The organism is Bradyrhizobium sp. 482_C4_N1_8, from assembly GCF_052075965.1.
GTDB classification, from domain to species: domain Bacteria; phylum Pseudomonadota; class Alphaproteobacteria; order Rhizobiales; family Xanthobacteraceae; genus Bradyrhizobium; species Bradyrhizobium barranii.
Genome location: NZ_CP197231.1, coordinates 2,416,313 through 2,436,233, shown reverse-complemented (window position 1 = coordinate 2,436,233; position 19,921 = coordinate 2,416,313). Strand labels below are relative to the sequence as shown.

Annotated in this window: 22 protein-coding genes; 9 read left to right on the top strand and 13 right to left on the bottom strand. The window is 59.3% G+C overall.

Annotated features, from left to right (window positions below; translation table 11 throughout):
- Window positions 1-72: 72 nt before the first annotated feature.
- On the bottom strand, window positions 73-681 hold the full coding sequence (locus AB7Z56_RS11310) for a hypothetical protein (protein WP_231142835.1): 609 nt from the start codon (window positions 679-681) through the stop codon (window positions 73-75).
- 222 nt (window positions 682-903) lie between these two features.
- Here AB7Z56_RS11310 and AB7Z56_RS11305 point away from each other — a divergent pair, with 222 nt between their 5' ends.
- Both AB7Z56_RS11305 and AB7Z56_RS11300 read left to right on the top strand, forming a co-directional pair.
- Complete coding sequence (locus AB7Z56_RS11305; RefSeq protein WP_085402419.1) at window positions 904-1,782, top strand: hypothetical protein; 879 nt, start codon at window positions 904-906, stop codon at window positions 1,780-1,782.
- A 212-nt stretch (window positions 1,783-1,994) separates the two neighbouring features.
- The gene (locus tag AB7Z56_RS11300) at window positions 1,995-2,993 is read left to right on the top strand and encodes a hypothetical protein (protein ID WP_245344163.1); all 999 of its coding nucleotides are present in this window, start codon (window positions 1,995-1,997) and stop codon (window positions 2,991-2,993) included.
- 120 nt (window positions 2,994-3,113) lie between these two features.
- Here the strand turns inward: AB7Z56_RS11300 and AB7Z56_RS11295 are convergent, their stop codons facing one another.
- Entirely contained in the window at window positions 3,114-4,016 is a 903-nt protein-coding gene (locus tag AB7Z56_RS11295; RefSeq protein ID WP_085402418.1) for a hypothetical protein, read from the bottom strand.
- A 117-nt stretch (window positions 4,017-4,133) separates the two neighbouring features.
- Complete coding sequence (locus tag AB7Z56_RS11290; RefSeq protein ID WP_063981809.1) at window positions 4,134-4,700, bottom strand: hypothetical protein; 567 nt, start codon at window positions 4,698-4,700, stop codon at window positions 4,134-4,136.
- Window positions 4,701-5,073: 373 nt separating this feature from the next.
- Here AB7Z56_RS11290 and AB7Z56_RS11285 point away from each other — a divergent pair, with 373 nt between their 5' ends.
- The 3 genes from AB7Z56_RS11285 (at window position 5,074) to AB7Z56_RS11275 (ending at window position 7,353) form a co-directional block, all read left to right on the top strand.
- The gene (locus AB7Z56_RS11285) at window positions 5,074-6,102 is read left to right on the top strand and encodes a hypothetical protein (RefSeq protein ID WP_441256237.1); all 1,029 of its coding nucleotides are present in this window, start codon (window positions 5,074-5,076) and stop codon (window positions 6,100-6,102) included.
- A 339-nt stretch (window positions 6,103-6,441) separates the two neighbouring features.
- Window positions 6,442-6,813 carry a hypothetical protein gene (locus AB7Z56_RS11280; RefSeq protein ID WP_063981807.1) on the top strand — a complete coding sequence of 124 codons (372 nt, stop codon included), beginning with the start codon at window positions 6,442-6,444 and terminating at the stop codon, window positions 6,811-6,813.
- A gap of 147 nt (window positions 6,814-6,960) precedes the next feature.
- Window positions 6,961-7,353, top strand: coding sequence for a hypothetical protein (locus AB7Z56_RS11275; protein ID WP_063981806.1), 393 nt, complete (start codon window positions 6,961-6,963; stop codon window positions 7,351-7,353).
- 278 nt (window positions 7,354-7,631) lie between these two features.
- Here AB7Z56_RS11275 and AB7Z56_RS11270 read toward each other — a convergent pair whose 3' ends face one another.
- The gene (locus AB7Z56_RS11270; protein ID WP_085398219.1) at window positions 7,632-7,895 is read right to left on the bottom strand and encodes a hypothetical protein; all 264 of its coding nucleotides are present in this window, start codon (window positions 7,893-7,895) and stop codon (window positions 7,632-7,634) included.
- 238 nt (window positions 7,896-8,133) lie between these two features.
- Here AB7Z56_RS11270 and AB7Z56_RS11265 point away from each other — a divergent pair, with 238 nt between their 5' ends.
- The gene (locus AB7Z56_RS11265; RefSeq protein WP_084795344.1) at window positions 8,134-8,415 is read left to right on the top strand and encodes a hypothetical protein; all 282 of its coding nucleotides are present in this window, start codon (window positions 8,134-8,136) and stop codon (window positions 8,413-8,415) included.
- Here AB7Z56_RS11265 and AB7Z56_RS11260 read toward each other — a convergent pair.
- Both AB7Z56_RS11260 and AB7Z56_RS11255 read right to left on the bottom strand, forming a co-directional pair.
- Window positions 8,402-8,953 (bottom strand): hypothetical protein, encoded by a 552-nt coding sequence (locus AB7Z56_RS11260; RefSeq protein ID WP_063981805.1) that lies wholly within the window; start codon window positions 8,951-8,953, stop codon window positions 8,402-8,404. The genes AB7Z56_RS11265 and AB7Z56_RS11260 overlap by 14 nt on opposite strands.
- A gap of 27 nt (window positions 8,954-8,980) precedes the next feature.
- A complete protein-coding gene (locus tag AB7Z56_RS11255; RefSeq protein ID WP_187387974.1) occupies window positions 8,981-9,328 on the bottom strand; it encodes a hypothetical protein in 348 nt (115 codons plus the stop codon).
- 607 nt (window positions 9,329-9,935) lie between these two features.
- Here AB7Z56_RS11255 and AB7Z56_RS11250 point away from each other — a divergent pair.
- Window positions 9,936-10,148 (top strand): hypothetical protein, encoded by a 213-nt coding sequence (locus AB7Z56_RS11250; protein WP_144030618.1) that lies wholly within the window; start codon window positions 9,936-9,938, stop codon window positions 10,146-10,148.
- A gap of 268 nt (window positions 10,149-10,416) precedes the next feature.
- Here AB7Z56_RS11250 and AB7Z56_RS11245 read toward each other — a convergent pair whose 3' ends face one another.
- Window positions 10,417-10,626, bottom strand: a complete 210-nt coding sequence (locus tag AB7Z56_RS11245) for a hypothetical protein (protein ID WP_135216245.1) — start codon at window positions 10,624-10,626, stop codon at window positions 10,417-10,419.
- 557 nt (window positions 10,627-11,183) lie between these two features.
- Entirely contained in the window at window positions 11,184-12,944 is a 1,761-nt protein-coding gene (locus tag AB7Z56_RS11240; RefSeq protein ID WP_063981802.1) for a B12-binding domain-containing radical SAM protein, read from the bottom strand.
- A gap of 325 nt (window positions 12,945-13,269) precedes the next feature.
- On the opposite strand from AB7Z56_RS11240, the gene AB7Z56_RS11235 reads away from it, so the two are divergent.
- The gene (locus tag AB7Z56_RS11235; protein WP_063981801.1) at window positions 13,270-14,031 is read left to right on the top strand and encodes an IS5 family transposase; all 762 of its coding nucleotides are present in this window, start codon (window positions 13,270-13,272) and stop codon (window positions 14,029-14,031) included.
- 278 nt (window positions 14,032-14,309) lie between these two features.
- Window positions 14,310-15,227 carry a lipid A biosynthesis lauroyl acyltransferase gene (locus tag AB7Z56_RS11230; RefSeq protein ID WP_063981800.1) on the top strand — a complete coding sequence of 306 codons (918 nt, stop codon included), beginning with the start codon at window positions 14,310-14,312 and terminating at the stop codon, window positions 15,225-15,227.
- Here the strand turns inward: AB7Z56_RS11230 and AB7Z56_RS11225 are convergent.
- The 5 genes from AB7Z56_RS11225 to AB7Z56_RS11205 all read right to left on the bottom strand — a co-directional run bounded on the left by AB7Z56_RS11225 (window position 15,207) and on the right by AB7Z56_RS11205 (window position 19,916).
- Window positions 15,207-16,823, bottom strand: coding sequence for a B12-binding domain-containing radical SAM protein (locus AB7Z56_RS11225; protein WP_063981799.1), 1,617 nt, complete (start codon window positions 16,821-16,823; stop codon window positions 15,207-15,209). The genes AB7Z56_RS11230 and AB7Z56_RS11225 overlap by 21 nt on opposite strands.
- A 216-nt stretch (window positions 16,824-17,039) precedes the next feature.
- Window positions 17,040-17,447, bottom strand: coding sequence for a Rap1a/Tai family immunity protein (locus AB7Z56_RS11220; RefSeq protein WP_071911343.1), 408 nt, complete (start codon window positions 17,445-17,447; stop codon window positions 17,040-17,042).
- Between the two features lie 699 nt (window positions 17,448-18,146).
- Complete coding sequence (locus tag AB7Z56_RS11215; RefSeq protein ID WP_063981798.1) at window positions 18,147-18,836, bottom strand: hypothetical protein; 690 nt, start codon at window positions 18,834-18,836, stop codon at window positions 18,147-18,149.
- A gap of 88 nt (window positions 18,837-18,924) precedes the next feature.
- Window positions 18,925-19,122, bottom strand: coding sequence for a hypothetical protein (locus tag AB7Z56_RS11210; RefSeq protein WP_071911340.1), 198 nt, complete (start codon window positions 19,120-19,122; stop codon window positions 18,925-18,927).
- Between the two features lie 209 nt (window positions 19,123-19,331).
- Window positions 19,332-19,916: a protein-S-isoprenylcysteine O-methyltransferase gene (locus AB7Z56_RS11205; protein ID WP_063981797.1), complete on the bottom strand. Its 585-nt coding sequence runs from the start codon at window positions 19,914-19,916 to the stop codon at window positions 19,332-19,334.
- Window positions 19,917-19,921: the final 5 nt, after the last annotated feature.

Here is a 19,921-nt window from a genome sequence, read left to right as displayed (position 1 = left end):
CGGCTCCGTTGGCGATGAACGGCAGGAGTTGGAAGCTCGTGCCATTTCCTGCAGCGGATGCGGCCCGGCACTCTAGCCGTCGTGGGTATATTGCTGGCCGAGGAGCCATCCCGTGAGAATACCGCCGGGTCCGCTGGCATAGACCGGATCAAGGCCAACACCTGCGCGCAGCATCTTCCATTCATGCTCGCCGACCCAGGGAATCCCGGGATCGCCCTTCTGATACTGGGACAGCAGCGTTCGGGCGACCTCTGCGGCATTGGCGTAGATCGGCCCGTTGGCCCAGCGAGGGCGGGGCAGGCCTGTCATGCGGCAATAGAGCGCCGTGCAGACGTAGGCAGACGCCTCTTCGGCATTGGCATCAAGGCCTGTACGCAACAGATCGTATGCCGCATGCAGGCTCTCGTGGACGATATAGGCCTCGTCCATCCGCCCCGCTGCCGACACGACCTCCAGCGTGTTTGCCGCAACCGCCGTGCCGTCCGCCCTGGTTCTCGCGACATCGTTGTATTGTGCAGCAACGCCTGCCGCGAGATCCGTCGGAGGTCTGACGGTGACCTGCCCCAACCGGATCGCGCGGGCGACGTGATGGAACGTTTGCGGCGCAATCGTCACATGGCTGCCGCGGATCGGAAACCGGAAGCGCATGCGTGCGACCGCCGGGCCATGGAGTACGTCCAATACCCTGCTCCGCAGTGACATTTGATCGTCCTCGTTGTTCGCACTACCCCACGGTTGGTGGTCGCCGTTTCCGATCAGCAGGTTCAAACAGTCATTGCACCGGCGCGATAGGAATTCGAATAACCTGGGCCGGGCGGCAGCTTGGTCGAACGAGCCGGCATTGAACCCGAACCCGTCCGGGCGAGACCAATTTGGGGCGAGGATTGCCTCGGAGTGCGCCCCATGACGACGACCGATCCGACGACGACCGACACTTACCGGAAGATCGCGGCACGACTGACCATGCTGCGGCCGCAGATCGATTTGAAGAATTATTTTGCCGGCCCCAACCCGGATGTGCGCCTTTATGACGAGAAGCCCTACATCCGGCACCAGCTCGAGAAGTATGGTGTCGCTGCCGCGACGACCACGCTCGACGGCGTCACCTTCCTGCCCAAGGACTGGGAAGAGCTGATCAAGAAGCTGCGCATTGCCAAGACGACGGACGGATTCGACGCCTTCGCCGAAGGGCAAAGCCGGGAGAAAGCGTCGCATTGGGCCCTCGATCTGTCGATGGCGGCAACGATCGGCAAGGGGTTCCGGGAGATCTGGCGCCCAAAGCTGTCGGACAGGCCGCTCTCAACGCGGGATCTCCCGGGCCGCCATGGCTTCGGGCTCGGGCGCGACCGCGGACAATGGAGCGACGCCTACAGCTCGCAATTCGGCAAGGACCCGCAGCCCCAGGACATCACCTCGTTGCATTTCGCCGTAGCACCTGATCGGGTGAACGTGCACATCGACGAAACAGGCTTCGTATTCGAAGGCGTGGACGGCGCCCTTACGGTCGGACCGAACTTCGTGCATCACGCCGGCAATGAGCTGTTCTGGAAGAGCAACAAGCATATACCGCAATGGGCCGCGGAGCACATCGATCTGATCCTGCCGAACAGCGCGAACGACTTTTCGCGCGTGGGCATTTCGGTCGACATGTACCAGCGCAAAGACTTGCGCGTTACGGTCACGGGCTCCTGCGGACTTTTCGGCGGTTTCGAGTGCTCCGGAACCGTGAGCATCAGCGGCACGCATGATCTGCTCGGCTCGAAGCCAAAAGGCCGGCGCTAAAGCGGATATCGCTCGTTCGACATTGCTTCGTGTCTACGCCTCCAATCTACGAATGAGGCTCTTCGATTTGCCACTGCCAGTTGGTGGCCCGAATGAATGGAACCATCGAACCGCCTCGAGGTAGCGGCGACCAATAAGTATTGGTGGCGAGAACGCGTAGTTCCGCAGGAATCGGCGGGGGAGGTCTTACATTGCCGAACCAGGAAAGGCCGTTGAAGCCCGTCGTCGAAAGCTATGTACCGCCCGCGGGAATCCGGCATGCGGTGACGGCAGGCGAGACCTGGATATCCCTTGCCAAGCGGATCGGCATCGCCCCCTGGGACCTCATCGAGTTCAATTTTCCGGGCGTCAAGCTCGTCAAGCAGCGCGATTTCCAACAAGCCACACGCCAGGTGAACTGGTACCTGGCCGAGTATGTCGGCTGCCGCGCGATGTCGCCCGATCGCCAAAATTTTGCGTTTTCCTCCGGTACGACGGGCGGGAGAGGTGGATGGCGAGGGGGATTCATCTATCTGCCGCCAGGTACGCCGCCTCCCCCGCCGATTGCGCCCACTCCACCGGTTGCGCCCACCCCAGCGGCTCCGACCCCGCCGGAATGTGAAGGAAGCCGACCCGACTTCGCGCGCGTGCTGGACGTGAGCGAACGGGATTTCGCGCGCAACGTTTTTGGCCCGACGCTGCCGCCGTGGGAGACAATTGCGATTACCAATGGCCTGGGAGCAGGCGGAAGACCGTGGACGAACGATGGACCGTTCTTCAGGGGAGGCAATCCCATGGTGCCGAGCATGCGGTATGCCATCAATCTTGGCAGTGTCGCGTTCAGTAACCTGGCATCGCCTAGCCCCACCTTCGGTCTCTTGTGCGACGACTTCGGTCGCATTTGCGACCTCTTCGTGCACGAAATGACCCATGTGTGGCAGGCGTTCAACGATTCAAACTGGACGATGGCGCGCTCGTTCTGGACGCAGACAATCGGTTCCGGCTACGAGTACACGCCGGGCGATTCCTGGGACTCATACAACGTCGAGCAACAGGCACACATCGTTGAAGATTGGCACAAATACAAAATCAGTTCTCCGATGCTTGCCGAGGAGCGCTATCCGTACGTCCGGCTCGTGATCCGCTCTGGACGCCTCACTTTTCCTCGCGGGCTGGATCTTGTGGCATTGAAAAAGGACCTTCAAGATCTGCGCGCAAGGCACCTGGACTAGAACCCGCTGCAGGGGAGTGGTCGGGAGTCTACTTAACTGAAGCACCGACACGCCGAGCATTCGACGCGGTGCGGTCGCGCATTCTTCCTCTCAAAAGTATTTTTCCGACTTGCGTGCTGGTCAGCTTCGCAGCGCAAGCACACGGAGAAGAATTGCGCGGCCGCCATGCGACAGGCGATCGTGAAACAGTTCGGAGAGCCGGTCTCCACGCTTCCGCACCGAAAACCTCTTCCGGAGCTCATGGGCGCGAGACAGCGAGCAATAGAGAAAATCACGACGTAGCCGGCGCAGGCGGCTGCCATAGCCTCTAACATCGGCGCTCGCGTAGGCCTCCATCAGGGTGCGCATCAAATAGTCATCGCTCGGATCAACATAAGTTTCGTGGGAAACGCTCGATGATCGCATCGACACGGGTTCATCGCTCGACAGAAATAGGTTCCTGCGGGTCAGCCCATCCGATACGCCCGTCGCTTCTTTTGTGAAATCTCCATAGTTCACAAAAGGCAGCGCTGCGAGTTGCCGGCGCAGATTTTCGAGCGTCGCCGACGGGATCCGGACGCCGTTGCCCGCGCTGGTGTCGAGCTTATTGGCGCGCACCGTGGCGTAGAGGTCGCCCCAGAATTTGTCCCAGGGGGCGGTGCCGTTGCGGTTAGACGACGGATTCTTGCGAACGCTATATGTGGTTTGAGTGAGGTAGGCCGCCAGTTCGCCCATGTGGCGCGTAACAGCGCCGTCAGGATCATAGACGTCGATCATGGCGTGGACGCACTCATGCAGGAGCAGCGCCCGATCGCTATCATTTGCGGGCGGCGACTTCTTCTGCGTCAACAGAACATCCGTAACCTGATCGTAGAAGGCGAGATCCTGAGTGCCGCCCTTCACCAATATATTGCCGGCGCGAATGTGATCGCGAACTGTCGTCAAGTATTCGCCCTTGATATGGATCTTGTCGACGTAGAACTCGATACCAAGCGCGACCGAGTCACTGAGTGTGTCCAGGACGTCGCCTTCGGTCAGTGGCATGACCTACCTCCCTTGCGTGGTCGAGCAATAGTGGTCCGGCCAGGCTCCGCAAGCGCTGAAACGCTGTACTGCACCAATAGGAGCCGCCCGCCCCTCCGTTCGCGTTGTGGAAGGTGGCTAGATCGTCCCGCCGCCGCCGCCGAAGATTTCGACGACCACAGCGCGATTGGCGGCCCTGTTCATCACAGTCGTGTTGTCCTTCAGATACTCGTAGTGTGAGGCGGGCTTGACGGAGAAGACGCGCGAGCGGGCGCTTGGGCCGAACAGGTGAAAGACGTTCTTGGCCCGGCCCGTGCGCAGGAAGCTGTTGTTCCGTTCGCCGCCGGTGCTGTCGCTGTATCCGACGATCTGGAACTGCAACGACTTGTCGGTCTCAAATCGGATGAGCTGCGCTGCCAACAGCGGATCGCGCTTGGCGATGTTCTTGAGATGCCGCCAGTCGACGCCGAAATCCCAGATGATGAGATATTGGCAGATGCCGGCCGGCGGGACCAGACTGACGTCCACACCGAGATGGCCGACCTCGGTGCGGGACGTCGCGACTTCATTGGCCACGTAGGGAAAGACGGCGGCGCTGTGAACCTTGGCAAGCGGCGAGCACTGCGGTTGCGTCGCCATATTCGGCATCTGTTCCACCGGGCCCGGCGGCGTGTATTGCGGCAGTGGCTGCGGCGCGCGTCCCATGGCAATTTCTCCCATTGCTGGCGTGGCCTGCCCAAAGCTGAGCACTGGAGGGAGCGTCGGCTCCCACCACGGCTATGACTAGTAGTGACGTGAGCGGTCGGGGAAGTTCAAAGGCGAGGTGCGGGCGCCCTCAACAGGGCCATTAGCGGACATTGATTGGCCTTCCGCGCTCTCCGGAAAGCGGGGTAGGCTACGCCTATTGCCGTCCGTGCCAAATTGTTGCGGAGGAACTGGCCATGAAACTTCGCCGCCGAAATTTTCTGCATCTCGCCGCGGGGACCGGCCAGATTGTTTTCCCGCCGCCGAAGGAGGCTCTCATTTCCGCGCGCAAGATTTCGCGTTGACGGACCGAACTAAGACAGGAGAACCAGACATGGCCGCCTTTCAAGAGGTTTTCCGCCGCTCCGGCATCGATGAGCGCCGCAGCCCGCCGGGCATGGTGGTGCCGTTCGGCGGCTCCAACATCGTGGCGCTGATCGATTCCGGAAGAAAGCTCAAAGTCGATCCTAACGCCCATGCCCTCGGGATCAAGGAGATCGATGGCGCCGATACCCTTAGACGCGTCATGCAGGCCAGAGAAACCTTCTCCAAACCCGATATCGATCCGCAGCTCAGGGCGGCGTCACTTCCCGCCACCTTCAATGGCGATGCACGGTTTTTCGAGATCAATGGCCGGATTAAGCCGATTGGTTTTCCCGGCCTGGAGGTGGTGGCCCGTTCGGCCGGCCGGAAGATCGAAGCCAAGCTCTATGTCGTGGTGCTACCGGAAATCAAGATCAAGGTGGCGTTCCGCAATGTCATGGTTCCGGGGAGTGGCGGCGCTCCGGCGTTTCACGCCAAGAAGCCCTGCAACGAGCAAGACGAATTGCTGACGATGAACAATATATGGAGGCCGCAGGCCAACATCCGCTTCGAGCGGGTGCCAAGCGACTGGCTGGTCATCGACGACTCGCAGGCTGCCATCAAACAGGAGATCGCCAATGCGACTGGCATGAAGGATGCGAGCCTGGCGACCTTTCCCGATGTGATCGACGTCGAGAAACTGAAGGGCATCTTCGTCAAACACAAAGTTCAGGGCGCCCATCTAACCATTTTCTGCGTCGATAAGGTTTGGTCCAATGGCGGCCTCGCCAATGGCTCGTTTGCTCGCGGGCTGGACCTTGCCTTCATCAGCTCGCAACGCGGGCCTAACACGTCTGCCCATGAATCCGGCCATTTTCTCGGCTACTACTCGAAGAGCGCGAGCAAACCTTGGGACAGCCAAGGCCACACGCTGGAGACCGATCCGAAAACCGGAAAAGAAAACAGGGCGGAAGACATCAAGATGCTGATGCGCGGGGGAGGCGCCGGGTGGAAAATCCCGTTCAATCTCGTCAAGGAGTTCCGCGACTTCCCCGGCTAGCATCCGAAGATCAGACAGAAGCTGGAAATCACTCCAGACGTTGAATGTCGCCTTGGGTCAGAAGCTGCCCCGACGGCCCCGAAACGCTTACTTTGCCACCTGGCAGGCAGAGCGTGTCATCGGCCATCATGACCGCAATACGCTGCGCTTACGCCTCGATCCCAAGGGAGATTCGACAGACCTTGAGCCGGGCATGAGTGTCTGGCTTGAGAACTAGGCTGTGTACTCATTAAGCAGCTGGCCGCCTTATGTCCGCTCAACCCCTAACAGCGGCGGGAAAGCGGACGTCTGCCGAGGTCGCTGAAGGGCCGATATTGTTGCAAAAGTCGATTTTCGCCGATGACCAAAATTCTGCGGGCCGTGGGCGCGACTTTCGCGTACAAGATGCGAGGGACCTCACGGCCTCACGCAAAATTCACAGGCGACTTCGGTAACGCGATTGAGGTCATACGAATCAGCGATCGCTCGCTGCTTAGTGTTTTCGCGAAGAAGCTTGAGCCCTGCAACTTTCGACTTTTGCAACACAATCGGCCAAGAGGCGACATCGCTCACTTGGTTGTCGTTTCGAAATCTTTGCCGACTTCCGATAACATTGGCGCTGTTACCTTCTTTCAGGTGCCGCCCGAAGCGATCCGCCAGCCTCACTTCAGCCTCGACGTAACACCGAGCAAACACACCAAAGAGCGCGACGCAGCAACATCTCTCGACTGACTTTGTGCACGGTTGCGTGCATAAACTCCGTGATTCACGTTGAAATTTGGTCACGAGTTAGGTCAAGCCCCTTGATCTTTGTCAATGTCGGCATCAACCGACGGGCCTCCTTAAGCAAAGGGGGCGAGACAGGATAGGAGCAAAACGATGAAGCGGATGATTTTCAGAAATTTTGCAATTGTAACTTCGGTTATCGCCTTTGCGACACTGTTCACCGTTGACTGGTCTGAGCAGCGCGGGATTTCGCTGTCAGTTGAGAGTGCCCAAGCGAGGCGGCTCTATGTCAGCCCGTATCCCTATAGTCACTACATACCCGATCAGTCCGGTCTGCCTTGGTACGCAGTGCGGGCCTACTACGCTGGCGGCCCCTGGTGTGGTGCCGGCGGCACGACCGGGTACGGCACGGCTGTGGGGGTCTTTGGGCGTGCTTCCTACACCTGCTACGACGGTTGGGATAGCTACGCGAAGCTCAATGGCATTGGTTGCACGCCCGGCACCTTGATCAAGGGCGGTGACGGAATCATGTACGTCTGCCAGTAAGCACGCGGACCACAAGGAGAGGCGGCGCAATCGTCGCCTCTTTCAATTCGAAAACGATATCCGACAGCCAGGGTCACGGGCGGACGTTGAGATCGGGGGCCCAACTCGGTCGGCTCGTCACGCGAAACCGGACCACTGCGCCACGCTCGGCCGGGGCCGCCTATGGGCCAATAACCGACATGCAAAGGGAGGCACGCTGCATGGCCGAGAAGTAGTGTTGAATGCTACCGCGGGTCACGAGGTTGGTTACCAAGGCTGGTGGCCCGCAGGCAAATCCTCTATCGACGCACTCCGACGCGATTAACGCCACCATTGGCATTGCCGCCGACGTTATGACGGACTGCAGCGCGCGCAACGGGCCGTGGCCGGAGGGCAACGCCAGCCCGGGCAACGCAACCCACCGGATAGTCGACGTACTGGCAATACACGATCGCGCGGGCCGGTGATGGAGCAAGTGTGGCCCCTGCAAGTCCCAGAAGTGCGCTGGCAGCGATTCCTGTAACCGTCACTGACTTGATCGAAAGTCGCATCTTAGCCTTCATGATGGTCCTCCAAGGGTAGCAAAAGCCGCATTCCTACGGCTTACGATAGCGTGTGCGCGGAGAGATGAGCGACATTGACGTACATCAAGGGTGAGCTGGGCTGTGCGTTAACTCCGTCGAACATTATCCGTGTTTCCTGCCGCCCGTCACCGCGACCTTGATTCAGATCAACCAGCTTCGTGATACCCGCACCAAAATAAGAGACCGACTGGGCTAGGGCGATTAGTTGGTGCGTGCGATGACGCCGACTTGGTATGTCACCTTCGAGGTTCGTAAACGCGGCACGCTGCCGAAGCAGCGGAGCCCTCGGGAAACAAGGACCTTCGCTACGGAAGCAGAGGCCAAGGCATTCGTTCGTGCAAAGCTCGACGAAGGTCTCGTAGTATTTGCGGGCACGATCAATCCGCACGTCCCCAAGCAACTCATTCCGTCGTCCCGCATCCAAGCTTGGCTTGTCGATGAACAATGGAACGCTGAGCGAGATACAGGTCCCGACCGGACGCCGATCACCAGGTTCTGAAGCCGAACCAGCCGAACTGCCCTTGTCGTGCCGCCAGAAGCATCTGCGGCTGGACGTTTCGCCTCGGTCGAGCCGCAACATGCAACATCTTGCGTTGTCGCTTGCGATCGACGGTTTCAGGCGGGCGTGTATCCTGTTTCGGCAGCATCGCGAAAGAATTCGCCACCGCCGGGCTCTGTCTGACGGTAACGGGCGGTTCGGCCACATCCGATGAAGTTGCGACCTCGGTCGCCTCGGCCACGGGCGCAGCGGCGACGATCACCGGCGACTGGGTATCGAAGACAATACGCTCGGGCCATTTGCGATCTGAGTGGATACGTATGGCCGGCCGGTCCGCAGCCGCCTGATCGACGGTCGGGGCCCTCGGCAGCCAATAATCTGCAACAAAGAGCAGTGCGAGCAACACTGCTCCGACCTTCCAGAAATATGCCGCCAGTGGCATGCCGGTCGCTCCGGTGCGCCCCCGAAACATTGACCTGGGCTCTACGTCGTCTGTTACCTGCAGCAAGATGGCCACGAGCTGCTTGATATAGATCAAGCGCGTTCGATCGCTCGCGAACGCGCTCTAACTGCAGCCGGTAATGCGCGCAACTGCCTTCATGTACTTGAGATGAAGTGCGGCGTCACCTCCGTCTGACGGAGAGTTGCGAGCGGTCAGGCGATCCGAATTCAAACAGGTCTCAAGATCGAACCTGATATGCGAGCACCATCCCAGGGCGCTCTTCTCTGCCTCTTCCTTGGAGGGGCCAAACCCCACAAAGGTCTGAACGTGCCCGGCCTCGCCGTCGGCCGTCGATACGAGATTGATTTCCGAGATGTAGAAGGACGAACACTGGGCGGCCTGGGGCTCGGCGCGTGTCCCCTGGATCACCCCGAGAGCGACAATGGTCGTCATGAGGACGGCTCGCTTCATTTTCACCTCCGACAAAGCGAATCCATTGCGGCTATCCATCTGATCGCGACAACTTCATTCGGCGTGCGTTGCCCGCTGTGTGCCCCCCGAACATCGGACCTGGCTGTCCGATCGGGCAAGCCAACCAACGCCAATCGCCGCTCAGGGACTTGAGATAGATCAAGCTCGGCCCGACGAGGGGACGCAGGTTTCGATAGGGTCTGGTTGCCAAGGTGACAGATAATGAGTGACCGGATCTCCGCAGTCCTCTTTGCGTTGGCCTTTGCTTTGGAAATGGGTGGAGCGACCGGCGGCTTAAATTGAAATATTTGTTCATGGTCGTTTACCGCTGCGCGAGGTCGGCGGAGGAATCGATCACAAATTCCGGCCCGCGCTCGTCACGCGCCGTTGCGCGTGTACGCGCCATCGGCGGCTAAAATTCTATTCACAGTCCGGAGAGAGGTTTTCAACGGCTTTGCGAAACGCGGCCGGTTGCCGACATCAGCATCACGCCGATCGACGAAGCGTGATTGCGCCACCCCTGCGCGAGGGGAATGCCAACGCCTAACTGTCATTCATGTCAATGGACAGCACGCGCATCGTGCACGCCAGTAAACAAGAGGATACCATGACCAGCTTCAAAGTTTTGGGCGCAGCGCTCGTTTTTTCCGCGCTCCTTGCGACGCCCGCCTCGGCATGGGAACCCGCCGCGGCATTAGCCGCGGACCCGACCTTCTCCATCTATTCGGGCATGCGTGGCGACATCAATTCGGGCATGCATGCAGTACGGCCACATCGCGGAAATCATACCACCGGCGTCAAGCGCTTTCGATCGCGCTGATCGCCCGGATACCAAACCTGCACCAATCTTGTCCGCTATGCCCGACTGAGCAGACTTTAACGGGAGCCGCCGCCACTTGCGCTCCTTTCAGATCATTCCAATTAGGATGAAAAGAGCGACCTCTGTCAGGAAAGTGGCACTCATAATGGCGACCGTAAGGAACGCGTCGCCCGCTGGTAGAGGGGTCATAGCATGCCTCGCGCGCTGCGACGACTGGAACCGGTTCTGGCTCTCTGCCCGCGCCAACACCCTTGCCTATCGCGCTCCGTTAATAAACACCACGCCGCACGGCGCGACGCGTATAGCGGTAATCGCGACGGTCGACACGACGCGCCGTCACGCGGGCGCGCCGGTACGTGACGGCCTGCGCTTGATCAACGCTTAACTCCACGCCGCGCGGTGTCACCTGCGGCGAGACCGGAATGATCGCCAACATCACTGCTGCAAACAGCAGTCCGACAATCGAGGAGACTCTCATTGCACCTACTCCCTATTGTCCACCATGGCCGTGTCACCAACAAAAGCTGTCTGGTCTGTGTGCCTATTTGTCTTGTCGGCCTGAGATCGCCCTATTCCGCCAGGATAGAGCGCGAGAGGCTCCAACTGAGGTCGCCTTAGGGCCTGTTCCGGCAGAGAGAACCAAGCCGCCTAAGAGTGCATCGTCTCTTTCTGCGGCTCCATATCGGAGCTTGCAGCATTGGGGCACGAAAAGGTCGCGCAGGATGTTCCTTTTTATACACCCCGGTTGATTTTCTTGCGGCCAGCCGCCGTTGCTGCGCGGCGAAATAACAGCCATCACGAGCAGGCGCGGCTTCCGGTTTGGGTCATGAGCGGCGGTCTGGAAGTCGGCCAGTCACTTCCGGTCTACCCCAATAAGCTGACGATTTCAGAGCCAAGCCGGACTTCGCGTGAGGACCAAAAGCCGAAGTGGATGTTTTGGGGCTGTTCGCTGCAAACGGACGTCGCTTGTCCGTGAATCCGTGAGGATACGATGGTTCGCGGCGACTCGAGAAATCAACTAACGCGAGTTGGCAACTACCGCACGGCCAACTTAGGTTTCTGCGCCTCTTCGATATGTCGCCGCTGATCGAGAAATGCCTGGCTGGACCGGGTCTTGTACAAGTCCAGATTCTCGGTCTCGTCGGGCAGCAGTGTGATCGCCTCATCGACATAGGTGAGCCGGTGCGGATCCGACTTGACCTTGCGCGCCAGCCGGTGGAGGCGCAGCGCTAGCGATGCCCATTGCGCGGCCTTCACGACGGTCTCGGCGGCATAGCGCGGATAGAACGACCAGGCCGGCTCGACCGGCAGATGCGGACGCCGCTCGTCGCGGCTCTTGAGCCGCAGCACCCCCCCTTCGAGCGGATGGACCCGCTCGATGGGATGGTAGCCTTTGAAATAAAGCGCGTAGGTCCCGATCTTGCCGACATTGTTGCCCATGGCCGCGGCACGCCGCATCAGGGTCTCGATGTGCTCCCAGCTGTAATAGGTGTTCCAGGCGAGCTCACAGGCCCGCTCCCAGTCCGCCTTGGACATGGCGGGGTGGTCGACCGTGACGTGGTCCAGGTCGTATTTGTTGAGGTCCGTATCCATCGCGACGCCCTTCATATAGAGCGTCTTGTGATCCTCCGAGCCCGGCAGTGGTGTCAGGAAGAAGAACTCCAGCATGTCGATCGGCAGCTCATGCTTGACGATCTCGATGTCGCGAACGATCGATTCCGGTGTGTCGTTGGGAAAGCCCAGAATGTAGCCGCCGACGGTCATGATCCTGGCCTTCTTCCAGGCCAGCATCATCTCGCGATAGTCGGTGATCTTGTTCTGCCGCTTCTTGGCGCCGAGCAGACTGTCCGGGTTGATGTTTTCGAGGCCGATAAAGCATCGCCGGACGCCGGCCTTGGCGCATTTCTCGATGAAGTTCGGTAGCTTGTGGCAAAGCGTGTCGACCTGGATCGTGAAGCGAAGGTCCCAGCCCTCCTTCTCGCGCAGCGCGATGATGCGGTCGAGCAGGCTTTCCCAATCCTTGTTGCGCGCAAAATTGTCGTCGGTGAGGAAGAAGGCGAAGACGCCCTGGGCGACGTTGGCGCGGATCACGGCCTCGATGTCGTCGGCGCTGCGGCGTCGCGACTTGCGGCCCTGCACGTTGATGATGGTGCAGAACGAGCACTGGAACGGGCAGCCACGCCCGGCGTCGAAGCTCGTGGTGTGGCCGATAACCCGCCGGATCTGCTGGCGGGGAATGATCGGCAATGGCTGGCTCTCCAGGTGCGGCAGATCGTCGATGTAGTTGTAGAGAGGCTGCAATCGCCCGGCGGCCGCGTCCTGCAACAGCTCCTCCAGCCGTCCCTCGGCCTCGCCTGCGAAGACCGACACACCGAGGTCCATCATCTCCTGAACGCCGGGATCGCGCTCCGGCAGCATCGAGAGGGTGCCGGACACATGGAAGCCGCCGATCGCAACGTGGATTCCGAGCTTGCGAAACCGTCTCGCCAGATCAAGCGATCGGGGAAACTGATTGGACTGGACTCCGACCAGCATCACCATACCGGAATCCGCGGCCTTGATTGCGCGCGCCAGATCCGCGACACGCACCTTCCAGTTGGTCTCATCGATGGCGTCGATCTCGATGTCGAAATCGGGCCCGAGAACCTGGCGTTCACGACAATCGAGCGCGATGCCGTAAAGGCAGGCCAATGAGTTCGAAGGCAGGCCGCCGCGCCACCATCGAATGACGTAGCCATCGTCGTCGTAATGTGACGGCTTGATCAGAACAAGCCGGAAACTCCTGCTCTTGCTCATAAGCAAGGGGTAGCTCGATGTCGGTCATAGGCCAACTGCTTTCCGCGAGGTCCTCGCAAAAAACGACGAACTGTGGCACGAACAACATCCTATCCGAGTACCTCGGCTAACCGCACACGGCGCAATCGCATGTTCGGCACAAATTGGGGTGCGCAGTCGCCAGCTAGTCATGCGCCAGACGTCCGTTCCGGGTCAAACTCGACAAAACTCAGAGTGAGCATAATGCGTCCGCTTTCGGGCACATCGCGGCCATCCCGTCGGCTGGCGCCCATTGAGCCTGACTGCCGAGCCATGATTCAAATCCCCTAACGAAGGGGGCCGAATCATGCGCTACGAACTCTCCGACGAGGAATGGACTGCCATCAGGCCGATGCTGCCCAACAAGCCGCGCGGCGTACCGCGGGTGAATGACCGTCGCGTCCTCAATGGCATCTTCTGGGTGCTACGATCCGGGGCGCCATGGCGCGATCTACCAGACGCCTTCGGCCCGTATACCACTTGCTACAATCGCTTCGTTCGTTGGCGACGAGCAGGTGTGTGGGCGGCGATTATGAAGGCCTTGGCAGCCGCTCACGATGCCGCTGTGCAAATGATCGACACGTCGATTGTCCGCGTGCATCAACATGGAGCCTGCATCGACCGGAATAAAAGACAATGCATGGGGCGATCACGGGGCGGGTTGACCAGTAAGATTCATGCGGTCGTGGATACAAACGGCCTACCGGTCCGAGTTGCGCTGACGCCTGGGGAAGCCCACGACAATCGGCTTGCTGGAAAACTCTTGTCTCGCATGAAGCCTGGATCGATGCTGCTGGCGGACCGTGGCTACGACGCCGATTGGATTAGAGAACTTGCGATCAAGAAAGGAGCATGGGCCAACATCCCGCCGAAAAGCAATCGCAGCGAACCGATCTGCTTCAGTCCCTACCTGTATCGCGCTCGCAATCGAGTTGAGCGGTTCTTCAACAGGATCAAGCAATGTCGTCGGGTAGCGACGCGCTACGACAAACTTGCCGCCAATTACCTTGCCTTCGTGCAACTCGCGTCAATCAGGCTATGGCTCGGCGCTAATGAGTCCACGTCCTAGCGAGGACCCGAGCTCCGAAGTATCGCTTCGGCTGCTCACGTCTCAATCGGCTTCGGAGCTGATGTCGCGATTGGACTGCACCCCACGCCTGGGTACGCTCATTGTTACGCGCGAAGCACTCGATCGAACCCGCACGATTCATCCTCCGTTGCAGGCGAACTCGAGAGGCGCGCCCTGCGCAACTCGTCGGTGTCTTTGATCGCATCGCGTATCGGTGGCATGATGATGCGCGCTGAAGCCCGTGGAAGCCGAAATTGTAAGCCAAGGTTGTCGTTGCAATGCGGACCAGGCTCCAACTTCGCGACGTGACCAAGCCCCTGGGCCAAGCGGCGGTGGGCGCGTTGACGATCGGAATACTGCGTGCCGCTCGCCATTTCGATCCAACCAAGACCGCCAACTTATTCGCTCGGATCACTCGCTCAATCGGGCCCATGATGCGGGAGCAAAAGATCGGTCGAGCCAATCTAACCGCCGCATTTCCGGAAAAATCGCCTGCAGAGATCGAGACCATTCTCGCAGGCGTCTGGGACAATCTCGGTCGAGTCGGCGCCGAATTCGCGCATCTTGATCACATCTGGAACTATGATCCCGCACGGCCCAAAGCTAGCTGCATCGAAATCGACAGGCGCTCATATGAATTGTTTACGCAGCTGCGGCTCGACGGCAAACCGGCGCTGATCTTTGCGAGTCATCTCGCTAACTGGGAACTTCCGGCCCTGGCAGCCGTCGCGCACGGGTCGGATACTGCGATCCTGTATCGCCGACCCAACATCGCGTCCGCCGACCGCATCATCCAGGATATGCGCGCCGTGAAAATGGGCACGCTCATTCCCGCGGGTCGTGATGCGCCCCTAAGACTTGCCGAGGCCCTTAAAAGTGGCCAGCACGTTGGAATGCTGGTCGACCAGTATCTGACCAACGGCGTCGAGGTTACTTTCTTCGGCCGCAAGACCAGGGCCAATCCGATGCTTGCGCGACTGCTGCGGCAGATTGAGTGCCCGATTCATGGTGTGCGCGTCATCCGTCTGCCCGGACAGCGCTTTCGTGGCGAACTGTCTGAAGAAGTGAAGCCGGTCCGCGATGCCGCCGGACAAATTGACATTCAGGGAACGATGCAGGCGGTCACATCGGTCATCGAGGGCTGGATCCGCGAATATCCCGATCAGTGGCTGTGGCTACACCGTCGCTGGAGGTAGCACTTGACTGACTGCGGTAGCCCTTAGTGGAGGTACATGGTCCAGCTCGGCAATGCGGCGGTCAATCTCGCCGATCACGCGTTCCGAGAACGGCCCGAGGTGCATGTACAACGCCATCAGCATCACGATGTACCGTAGCGCGCCCGGATTGGTCTCCGCGACTTCGACGAAGGTCTTCCAGAACGGCTCGCGAACCTTCGGCAGGGCCCGCATGATCTTGTGTACGCTGTCGATGCCGCCAAGCCTCTTGCGCACGTCGCCATCCGGCAGGTCGCGGCGTCGGTCGGACCGGTCGAGCATGGCGGCGAGACGCGACAGCCGTCCTGCATATGCTGCCGGACTGTAGACGTGCCCGAGCACAGCCTTGTAATCGGCAAGGATGTCACGAAGCGGACGCTTAGTATCGAAATTGCATCCGAGCGTGCACTGATCGCCCGTCTGCTCGACATTCATGAGGTCATGGCCCTGGTGCAAGCGGCCTTCCGCGGCCAACCGCCGTGTAAGCTGTGTCCCAGGCAGCGCATAAAGCAGTCCAACGATGGAGACTGGAATGCTCGCCTCCTCGATGAGGTCGGCCATCGCCTGTCCTATCGAGGCCTTTTCGCTATCGAACCCGACGATGAAGCCAGCGGTGACGAACATGCCGTAGCCGTAAATCTTGTGAATGCACTCGGCGATGTTGCGCCTGGTGTTCTGCTTCTTCTTCATCTGCACGAGCGTCTCGGGATCCGGGCTCTCGATGCCGACGAAGATCGCGAAGAAGTTCGCATCCTTCATTGCCTGCAACAACTCGCTGTCGTCCGCGATGTTGATCGAGGCTTCGGTTGAGAACTCGAATGGATAGTCGTGCTCCTCCAGCCAGGCTTTGAGCCGCGGCATCAGGGTGCGGAGGTTCTTCTTGTTGCCGATGAAATTGTCGTCGACGAAATCGACATGCCCGCGATAACCGTGATCGTAGAGCGCCTGCAACTCTGCGAGAATCTGATCGTTGGTCTTGGTACGCGGCACGCGACCATATAGCTCGATAATATCGCAGAACTCGCAAGTGAACGGGCAGCCACGCGAATACTGCAAGCCGATGTATAGATAGTGATCGAAGTTGAGCAGATCGTAGCGAGGCATGGGGCTCAGCGTGACATCTATCGTGAATTTCTCGGCGATGAACACGCCCTTGCGTTCGCCGCTTTCCCAGGCGGCGATGAACTGCTCGATGACCTGCTCGGCCTCGCCGATCACCTGGAAGTCCGCGTCCGCGTAAAGATGCGGGCTGGAGGAGACGTCCGGCCCACCAACACATACCGGCTTGCCGCGCAGGTGGGCGAGATCGATCAGATAGATGGCATCAGGCTGCTGGTTGAGCATACCGCCGATCATCACAAGATCGGCCCAGTCGAGGTCCGCATCTGTCAACGCCTCGGTATTGCGGTTGACGAGCCGGATGTCCCAATGCTTCGGCAACATAGCGGCGACGGTGATCAGGCCGAGTGGCGCCGTTGGATACTTCGCGCCGACGAGTTCGCAGGCCTCCGCATAGTTCCAAAACGAATTCGGAACGAACTTCGGATAGATCATCAGGACGCGGCAGGGGATTGTCATGCTGTTCCAGCCCGGGCGTTGATGGCACAATGCCCCGCTGTTGATCGGGGCTCAAGGGGTCGCTTCGCTCGTCGATAAGGCGTTTGAGTGCTGGTTATGGAGGTGAGCACTGCGGTTCAGCTCGCGCACCTCGGCAGTAGTGCATTGCGAATCAATCAGGTCGGACGCGAACATCGCGGACCGTAAGGCTAGTATTAGTATCAGCAGATACGCGTTCTAATTGGATTTTTTTGGGGCACGCTTTTTCGGTCCAGTTCCGGCACCGTCCCCACGGCAGGGCCAAGCATCCCTGAATGCTTCGATCGCGACGGTGATCCCCGGTTCATTCACTCGATCCGGATTGTTATCAAGATACTGCAGAAAAACCTTCGCACTTTGCAAAGGGCTGCCTTGCGCGGGGGGGCATGCACGCACGTCAGCGGGCAGATTTGGTGAAAAGAGCATCGCGGTCTCGATCATTCCCTCACATGCGCCTGCGGACCGAGCTTCGTCCTGATTGCGAAGCGAGTTCTTGACAAGCAGCTCGCAAGACTTTTGCGCGTCGGTTCCCTTATCGACAACCGTGGCACTGGCCTTCCCGATGATCGCTAGGATAAGGCCGGCAACAATCATATGGACCCGCATCCACGTCCCCCGAATACCGGCGCGATAGCTTGCAGGCATTGAGTATGCCGCAATAGAGCGGCCGCCCGCGCCGTTCCAGGCGGCTCAGACGGCTTAGCTCAAAAAAAGCGTCTGATCCACCGCGCTCGAATAGGAGCGAAGTGAACTCACCTCTTCCATTTCCACAAAGCTAAAAGAGCCCTTGTCGACTTGACAACACGCAGCTTTACGCGCCGTGACCGCCGCAAAGGTCGGCTACACCGCGATCATGATCGCGAATCAACATCGGCGGCGACAAGCGTGCTGATGGTACAGATCTCGATCCGGCGCGGAGAGCATCTATTATCCTGCCGTGTACGCGACGTGCACTGGTCGATTGATGTCGATGCTCGGCCTCGACGCAGAACCATTGCCTAAGCGGTGATCTTCGTCTGCGACGACAAGTTCTGCGAACCTTCCTCAACTACGCCAAGGAGGACTTCACCCTCAGAACGGTTTCCAACAAGAGCTTAGCCACGACCAAGCGGAGGTGGAGCTGCCTTGCAGCGCAGCGCCACGGACGTTCCATGATCTCCCGGCCTATTCATCAACTAGGCGAGGCAGCGCACGAAGGTTGGTCGTATCGAACCGCATCCTCAAAGAACAAGCTCGCTTGAATTTCTTGAAGACCTCACACCCATCCAGACGCAAGGAAGAGTGGATGAACTCAATCCGAGGATTTTAGCCTCGACCTGGTTCAAGCTGCACCGTTTTTCGTCCCCCGTTCAGCTCTCTGAGTTTGTTGACGTATTCCTCAGGCTTTAGCAGATGAAACGGAGCGTTGAGGCCCATGAACGTCGCTATGCGGCCGATAAAGGCAGTACAGTTTGTCGTTGCTGCATTCCAGAGCGGCGAAGACTCCTGCTGGCGCTTGATATAAGCAAAGACCTTCTTGGCGTCTGCCTCAGACAAATAGACACGATAGCTGGCCGTCAGATATTGCTCGTCAAGATCACCGTAGGTCGCACCCGTCTCAGAAGGGACAAACATAATGTGTCCCAGGATATAGGGCACCTCGTCGCCGGCCGGAGCCAGACCAGCGACCTCGACCTGCTTTTCGCCCGTCTTTCCGTACCAGACGAATGCATGACCGTACGTTGCCGCCGTGCGGGCACGAAAATCAACGTAGTAGGGACCCGTGGCGGCAGCTCTTCGAGCTGGCTTTACATCGGATATCGCCGGCGTAGCAGCAGCCATGGTCGCTGCATGCTTCATCGCCGAACTGGGGAGAGCGTCCCGTTGCTGCTGGTCGGTACGCGCCACGAGTGGTTGCGCGCTACTGATCCCGGCCCCCAAGCCTACAAAGGCCGCCAGCATGGCGGCCTTTGCAAGAAGCCCCAGACCCGGATATTTCCGAATCACTCCCGCCATCTTCGAATCCTCTTGGATCCAAGATCCGATGCCACAGGTAATCTGCTACCCCAAACGAACGCCGCTGGCGTACGAATGAATAGGCAGATCAACCCTTGGTCACCAACGGAGCCGGGGCAGCGACCGGGTATTTGCCCACGGGGCTCTTACCCACGGGATATTTGCCGATCGGAGCTTTGCCAACCGGCGCCGCGACGGCAACCGGCTGAGGCCGTGGCAGGTCCGCAGCAGCTGCGGTTCCCACGAAAGCCAAAGAAGCGATTCCAAGGACAACGAATTTCAACATCGGTTCTCACCATTGTTCGGAACGATTGGATTCACCTGACACGCATAGGAATAACCCGACACTCGCCACGGCACCAACGAATAGACCGGGGAGTCCGCGGTTCCGACCGCTTTTTCTGCCGCATGTTGCGGAAATGGCACGCAAATTGAGGCATCTGGTTCCAAATCAGTCTCGTGGGTACCACAGGTCGAGACGTGCCGGGACCTACCTCAGAGTATCCACGGGAAGACCCGACCGGTCCGCGCCATATAATCGCGATAGCTGTCGCCAAACGTCTGCAACATCATTCGCTCTTCCCTTGCGACGCGGCCAAAGAACAAGATCCCGAAGCCGGCAAGGCCCGCGAAACCGGCGATCCAATTCGGCAGCAGCAATGCCTGGGCGATGGCCCACAGCCAAAATGCCGAATACATCGGGTGTCGAACTCTCCGGTAAATCCCTTCCGTCACAAGCTCATGGTTCTCCCGCACGTCGAGACTTATCGACCAATTCCGGCCGAGTGCACGGTGTGTCAGGTGAAACACGCCCAAAGCCGCAATCGCAAAGAAAGACCCCAGCCAAGCCAACCAGGGATAAAAACTGTGATCTGCGAAACGAGGCATTCCTGTCGCTACGTAGGCGAGCGGCACAAGTCCGAGTCCCGAAAGAGATATGAGCAGGAGCGCAGTTTCCAGGGGGCCGCGAGCGCTCCGCACAACCCTCGCACGGCGGGAACGCCGCGCGTACTTATAGCGTATGAGGTACCAGCCGATCACCAACGCAACGAAGATGACTTTTGAAATGGTGGGCGTCATTTGAA